This window comes from Acinetobacter sp. AL9 (genome assembly GCF_041464035.1).
Lineage (GTDB): Bacteria > Pseudomonadota > Gammaproteobacteria > Pseudomonadales > Moraxellaceae > Acinetobacter > Acinetobacter towneri.
In genome coordinates this window covers 1-7516 of record NZ_JAYFSK010000083.1, presented here as the reverse complement: position 1 = coordinate 7516, position 7516 = coordinate 1, and the positions used below count along the sequence as shown (strand labels likewise).

At 43.4% G+C, this 7516-nt stretch carries 4 protein-coding genes and 1 pseudogene; 1 reads left to right on the top strand and 4 read right to left on the bottom strand.

Features of this window, described 5'->3' with window-relative positions; genetic code table 11:
* Positions 1-449: transposase (locus tag ACEO2X_RS12775; RefSeq protein WP_032022216.1), on the top strand; the 449-nt coding region annotated here is incomplete at its 5' end.
* An 80-nt stretch (positions 450-529) separates the two neighbouring features.
* Here ACEO2X_RS12775 and epmA read toward each other — a convergent pair.
* The 4 genes and pseudogenes from epmA to ACEO2X_RS12755 form a co-directional block, all read right to left on the bottom strand.
* Entirely contained in the window at positions 530-1510 is a 981-nt protein-coding gene (gene epmA, locus ACEO2X_RS12770) for an EF-P lysine aminoacylase EpmA (protein ID WP_096902381.1), read from the bottom strand.
* The gene (locus tag ACEO2X_RS12765) at positions 1507-2574 is read right to left on the bottom strand and encodes a 4-phosphoerythronate dehydrogenase (RefSeq protein ID WP_004972744.1); all 1068 of its coding nucleotides are present in this window, start codon (positions 2572-2574) and stop codon (positions 1507-1509) included. Before ACEO2X_RS12765 ends, epmA begins: the two co-directional genes overlap by 4 nt.
* 209 nt (positions 2575-2783) lie before the next feature.
* Positions 2784-6620: a phosphoribosylformylglycinamidine synthase gene (purL, locus tag ACEO2X_RS12760; RefSeq protein ID WP_371972106.1), complete on the bottom strand. Its 3837-nt coding sequence runs from the start codon at positions 6618-6620 to the stop codon at positions 2784-2786.
* A gap of 331 nt (positions 6621-6951) precedes the next feature.
* Positions 6952-7401: pseudogene (locus ACEO2X_RS12755) on the bottom strand (OmpA family protein); the annotation flags it as partial.
* Positions 7402-7516: the final 115 nt, after the last annotated feature.

The following is a 7516-nucleotide window of genomic DNA, read 5'->3' as shown; positions in this document are numbered from 1 at the left end:
TCAGGAAAAAGACCGATGGTACAGCGGAAGACCGCCGCGAATACCGACAACAGCATAGTCAACCAGTGATGCAACAACTATATGAATGGCTCAACCAACATCATCTGACGGTGCCATCGAGTTCTCCTACCGCCAAGGCCATCAATTACACTCTGAAGCGTTGGCCAGCTTTAAGCCGCTATTTGGATGATGGCAATCTACCGATTTGCAATAATTGGGTCGAGAATCAGATGCGTCCCTGGGCGTTGGGGCGCAAGAACTGGCTGTTTGCAGGTTCGCTGCGCAGCGGCCAGCGAGCGGCGAATATCATGACTTTAATCCAGTCAGCAAAGCTGAATGGCTTGGATCCGTATGCCTATTTAAGTGATGTGCTGAAAAGGCTGCCGACACATAAAGTGACCCAGATTGAAGAATTGCTGCCGCACTGCTGGAAACCTAAATCGAATTAAAAAATAGGCATGGGGTTCAGCGGACGCTTACTTTTTAGCTCAAATAAATCCTTCTTGAAATAAGAAACTGTCTTTTGCTTTTAGGCAAGCTGCGCAGGAAAGCTAATCACTTGCTCTAAACGCATCTGCTCAGTTGCAATCATCAATAAGCGATCTATGCCCAAGGCGATACCTGAACATTCAGGCATGTTCGGCAACGCAGCCAATAAATATTCATCAATTGGCATCACATGTAAACCAAGTTGTGCGCGTTCTGCATTATCGGCTTCAAAACGAGAACGCAGCACAGTAGCATCAATCAATTCATCATAGGCATTGGCAAGCTCTAAACCTTCGATATATAGCTCAAAACGGGCTGCGACCAATTCCCCATCATCATCTGTTCTGGTTTTAGCCAAAGATGCTAATTCAGGTGGAAAATCGGTTAAAAATACAGGAGCATCAAAGCCCAAACTTGGTTCTACAAAATGTGAAAACAATAGGTCGATGTAGCCTAGACGGTCATCACCCAAATCCAGATGCAAACCCACACGATGACAGCAGTCTTTCAATTGTTGCAGACTTGCCTGTAAAGGATTTAAATCCAAACGATCCATAAATGCGTGTTTATAACTCAACACTGTTGGACGTACTTCGCCAAAGCGTTGTTTTAACGTCAGATTAAGTAAATCTGTCACCTCAAACATAAGCTCTTTCAGGCTAAATTCGGGACGATACCATTCCAACATGGTAAATTCGCTGTTGTGTTTACGTCCATGCTCATCATCACGAAAGACTTTGCAAATTTGATAAATAGCACCACTACCACTGGCCAATAAACGCTTCATGGCAAATTCAGGTGAGGTCTGTAAATAGTGCGTATGCAATTTGCCCTGCACATGGCGCTGTGCTTGTACTGAAGCCAAATGCACATCTGTCACTCCTGCCTGTGACAAAATTGGCGTTTCAACTTCAAGTACTTCACGTTCCGCAAAAAACTGGCGTATTTGTGCATACAATTGTGCACGTGCGCGCATGCTGTTTAAGTCGCAAGTTGGTTGATATTGGAGATTTGAACTCATGCTTGCGGGCCTCCGTGTGCTGCCCATTCACGACGCAGAGGATAGGTTTTTCTTAAATGATCAAAAGCCTGCTGCTCAACTTTGCCCGCTTTGACACAGGCACGTAAATTGGCATCATCCTGTGCAATATCATAAATTTGACTTAAATGTGCATGCAGACTATTTTTCAAATCTTGGGTTTTGAAATATTGCGCGCAGCTTGGCAATTGAGTTTCAAATTGTTTTGTGGCATCTAAACCAAAATTTTCACAAAAAGCCTGATAAATCATTTGTGTGCCGCGTGCCTTGCCTTCTAGGCTATACCCTGCAATATGCGGGGTTGCCAAAGCAAGCAAATCTAATAATTCTGCAGAGATTTCAGGTTCATATTCAAAAACATCTAATACCACTAAACGCTGAGTATGTTGAATATCCTGCATTAAAGCCGCTTCTTCTACCACTGGCCCACGCGCTGAATTAATCAGAATGGCTTGAGGCTTCATACATGCCAAACGCGCTGCATTAATTAAATGATGAGTAGGATGTTCACCAGTTTCTGTTAATGGCACATGAATGGAAATTGCATCTGCCTGTTGTAATAGTGCATCTAAGTCACATTGCTGCACATTGGGCAACTGCACAAATGGATCGTATGCGATGACATCCCAACCTAATAATTGTGCCATTTTGACCAAGCGCGAGCCGACATTGCCCAGTCCAATAATGCCAAGTTTAAAGTTTTGATTGGCATGTAGTAATTCAGGCTCGAGATGAAGCAATGCGGTAATCACATACTCACTCACCGCCTGCGCATTACAACCTGCCGCATTTGACCATGCAATGCCCTGCTGCTCGATGGCTGGGATATCAAGGTGGTCTGTGCCAATGGTCGCGCTGCCAATAAATTGAAGCGCGGTCTGTTGAATCAATGCTGCATTCACTTGGGTGACGGAACGAACTAGCAGCGCATCAGCATCTTGCACATCTTGATGCGTTAGACGGCGTCCAGCCTTGTGCTCTATTTCTGCCAAATCTGCAAAGAAATAATCGGTATATGCCAGATTTTCATCTGCAATGATTTTCATAACGCCATCCCATGTGTGTTTGCTTGTTTATGATAGCTTGAGTTGTCTAGGATGACTATGATTGTTGAGATTAATGCAGATTTGTTGAACAGCAAGCCGACGATTCATTTAGGTGGAAACATGCACGTCTATATAAAAGTTGCATATTCACAGCAAAAAAATCAGCCACCCGAAGGTGGCTGACTGCTATAGATTAAGCGAGTGAAATCTTAACCAATAAATTTACGCGCATTGCGGAACATACGTAACCATGCACCATCTTCAGTCCATTCTTCAGGTTTCCAAGAATGTTGAAGCGCACGGAAATTACGTTCAGGGTGCGGCATCATAATTGTTGCACGACCATCTTTTGAAGTTACGCCTGAAATACCTTCTGGCGAACCATTCGGGTTCATTGGATAATGTTGAGTCGCATTTCCGTGGCTATCGACATAACGTAAAATCACTTGGTTACCTGCATTTAAGGCTGCCAAATTAGCTTCAGGTGCAACGACACGACCTTCGCCATGCGCCACCGCGATTGGTAAAATCGAGCCTTCCATATCTTGCAATAATACAGAATTCGATTTTTCCACGCGTACATTAACGCTACGCGCTTCAAACACTTCTGAGGTATTACGATGGAAACGTGGCCACGCTTCTGCACCTGGAATGAGTGGTGCTAATTGTGACAACATTTGACAACCGTTACAGATACCCAGTGAGAATGTTTCTTGACGGTTAAAGAATTTCTCAAACTGGTCACGTAATTTCGGGTTAAACAAGACTGACTTTGCCCAGCCACCGCCCGCACCTAAGACGTCACCGTAAGAGAAACCACCACACGCAACCAAGCCTTCAAAGTCGTCTAAATCGACACGCCCTGCAAGCAAGTCACTCATGTGTACGTCAACGGTGTTAAAGCCGACTTTGTCAAATGCTGCCGCCATTTCTACATGACCGTTTACGCCTTGTTCACGTAAAATCACCATGTTAGGACGACGTGTGTTGATGTATGGCGCTTCAACTGGCTCATTTAAGTCAAATGTCGGTTGAGCAATTAAGCCTTTGTGGTTCTTATCTGTAATCAAGGCAAATTCTTGATCAGCAGTTTCTGAGTTGTCACGTAAACGCTGGATTTGGTGTGATACTTCACTCCAAGTCGTTTGCAAATCAGCACGCTCAAGCACTAAGCCATTTACAGCAAGTTGGTCGGTGTTATTAACTGTACCGACTACCGAAATTGCATCTTTCAGAGTAGATGCAGCAACTTCAGTAACTAAGTCAGCCCAATCCGCTTTAGAAATTTGTAGTACTGCACCAATTTCTTCAGCAAACAATGCCGCAACAGATTGATCTTCAAGCGCTACGCCTAAACGCGAAGCGAACATCATTTCTGTCACAGTTGCCAATAAACCACCATCACCGATGTCATGGTAAGCTTGAATCAAGCCGCGGTTATTCCAGTCTTGTACCAAAGCAAAGAATGCTTTGAATTCGTCAAAGTTATCGACATCTGGTGTTACTGAACCAATAGCTTTATAAACTTGCGCTAAAATTGAACCGCCTAAACGGAACTGACCTTTAGACAAGTCAATACGTACCAATACTGAATCGGTATTTTTCAATTCAGGGGTTAGTGTTTTACGTACATCGGTCACTGGTGCAAATGCAGTAATTACACCTGACATTGGTGAAGTTACAGATTTATCAACACCTTCGTCATTCCAAGTGGTACGCATAGACAATGAGTCTTTACCTACTGGAATTGCAATTCCTAGCGCAGGACACATTTCCATACCAATGGCTTTTACACCTTCAAACAAAGCTTGGTCTTCGCCTTTTTGACCTGCTGCTGCCATCCAGTTTGCAGATAATTTAATGTCGCTGATCTGGTCAATTTTGGCTGACATGATATTGGAAATAGATTCTGCCACTGCCAAACGCGCAGATGCTGCAGGGTTTAATAAAGCTACAGGTGGACGTTCACCCATCGCCATTGCTTCACCTGTAAAGCCTTGCAAGCTGGTAGTGGTTACTGCTGCATCTGCAACAGGCACCTGCCATGGGCCAACCAACTGATCACGTGCAACCATACCTGTAATTGAACGGTCACCAATCGTGATTAGGAATGATTTAGAAGCAACAGTTGGATTCTTGATGACACGGTAAATCGCATCTTTCAGATCAGTAACTTGAGCTGCATCAAAATCATCACCTTGACGCTCAATGCTTTCATAAGAACGGCTCATGCGTGGCGTACCACCTAACAAGACCTGCATTGGCATATCTACAGCTTTGTTATTGAACAGTGGATCTTCAACCGTTAAATGACGCGCTTCTGTCGCTTCACCCAATACTGCAAACGGACAACGCTCACGCGCACAGATTGATTCAAATAATTCTAAAGAACTTGGACGGATGGCCAATACATAACGCTCTTGCGCTTCGTTTGACCAAATTTCCATTGGTGACATGCCTGGTTCTAAAGATGGAATCTTACGCAAATCAAGTACAGCACCTAGTTCGTGATCATTCACCAACTCAGGCATTGCGTTTGAAATACCACCTGCACCCACGTCATGCACTGATACGATTGGGTTAGCATCTTCCAAACGCCAGCACGTATCAATTACTTCTTGGCAACGACGTTCCATTTCTGGGTTTTCACGTTGTACTGAAGCAAAGTCAAGGTTTTCACCCATGGTTCCGCTATCTACAGAAGATGCAGCGCCACCGCCTAAACCGATCAACATCGCAGGGCCGCCTAAAACGATTAATAAATCGCCTGGCTGAATTGGGTCTTTTTCGACATGGTCTGGACGAATGTTGCCGTAACCACCTGCAATCATGATTGGTTTATGGAAGCCTTTTACTTCACCATTCACGTTTTGCTCGAAAGTACGGAAGTAACCATTTAACGCAGGACGACCAAATTCGTTGTTAAACGCTGCACCGCCCAATGGGCCTTCAATCATAATTTGTAATGGCGATGCCATACGTGAAGGCTTGCCATAGTTTTCTTCCCAAGGCTGTTCAAAACCAGGAATATTTAAATTCGATACTGTAAAGCCTGTTAAACCTGCTTTTGGTTTACCACCACGACCTGTCGCGCCTTCATCACGGATTTCACCACCCGAACCTGTCGCAGCACCTGCAAATGGTGCAATTGCAGTTGGGTGGTTGTGTGTTTCCACTTTCATAAGAATGTGGGCAGCTTGGCTCTTATATTTATAAACGTAGTGACCTGTTGCAGCATCTTTTTTCGGATAGAAACGCTGCGTATCAAAACCAACAATCACCGAAGCGTTGTCTTTGTAAGCCGACAATACGTCTGTTGGTGATTCTTTATAAGTATTTTTGATCATTTGGAACAATGACAATGGCTGTACTTCGCCATCAATTGTCCATTCAGAACCAAAGATTTTGTGACGGCAGTGCTCAGAGTTGGCTTGTGCAAACATCATCAATTCAATGTCATGCGGATTACGGCCTAACTTGATAAATGCTTCGGTTAAATAATCAATTTCTTCATCAGACAAGGCAAAACCAAACTCACTGTTGGCTTTTACCAATGCCGCTTTGCCTTCACCCAAAATATCAATGCTATTTAAAGGTTTTGGTTCAGTTTCAACAAATAACGCTGCAGCATCGTTAATGTGGTTAAACACACTTTCGGTCATGCGGTCATGCAATACTTGTTTTACTTCGTTTGAAACGTCTGTAATACCTTTTAAGGTAAACAAAACACCGCGTTCTAGGCGGTGTACAGGCGTATTACAGTTGGCAAAAATATCGGTTGCTTTTGATGACCAAGGAGAAATTGTGCCCACACGTGGTGTCACTAAAATTTGAACTTCATCACTTGCAGCTTGGCGTAATTCAAAAGATGCACCATCGTTTAAAAGCTGTAAAGCAGATTGCTGTTGTTGCTCGTCGAGCGCTTGGTCAAATAAATAAACCCATTGGCTATCGAAAGATTGAACAGAACTCATTGACGCTAAACGGTTTAAGAGTTGAGTTTTCTTAAAAGATGAATGTGCAGGTGCACCGGCAACGATAAACATGCTGATTTTGGCTCCACGGGCTGATCTTTTGGACCATGCCACAATGTGACTTGAAGAGAGCGCATATTCTACTGTGAAATGCCATAATCAGCTAGATGGAAAATGGTTTTCTTGGCGCGTTTCGGCAGTAAAACTTCCGAATGTTGATTTAAAGCCTCTATTTCAGATCAATGTATTCAAGATTCGTGCTTTAAATTGCACAAAGCACTCTCACTGTGGAAATTACTTAATGATTGATGCTGTTTTTATTTTCTATGCCATCTGTTTACACACAGATGCTCTAAAGATCAGGACATGACGCTCAACTTCCGCCTTGCTCGATATCAACTAATCAAAGCACCTCAAATTCAATACGTCGATTTTTCTTACGTCCTTCTAGCGTTGTATTGTCTGCGACAGGCTGATTAGAACCTTGACCTTCGGTGCTTAAATGCGTTGCCGTAATACCTTTATCGACCAAGTAATTTTTTACCACTTCTGCACGTGATTGGCTTAACACTATATTTTTATGCGCGTCGCCCGAACTGTCTGTATGTCCAACAATTTTCACTTTTTTGGTGCCAACTTGCTTCAATGCCACAACCATTTCATCCAGAATTTTTTGACCTGCATCAGTTAAAATCGCACTACCCGATTCAAACTCAATAATCCTGTTTTTGAGCGTAGCATCCAGCATCTTTTGTTCATACTGATTCCCTGAAAGCTGCGTGTTTAAACGATAAGGCTGCTGTACCAAAGCCTGAAAGTTTGCTGTCGTAGCTTGAATTTGATGAGATACCGTCTTGGTAGTCAATCAGGTTTTGAGATTATTCGACCAATAAATAATCTCTTTGATAGGCAGTCTGATGTTTTAAAACGCCATAACACAGATGTATAAGCTTGCGCATTGCAGCACC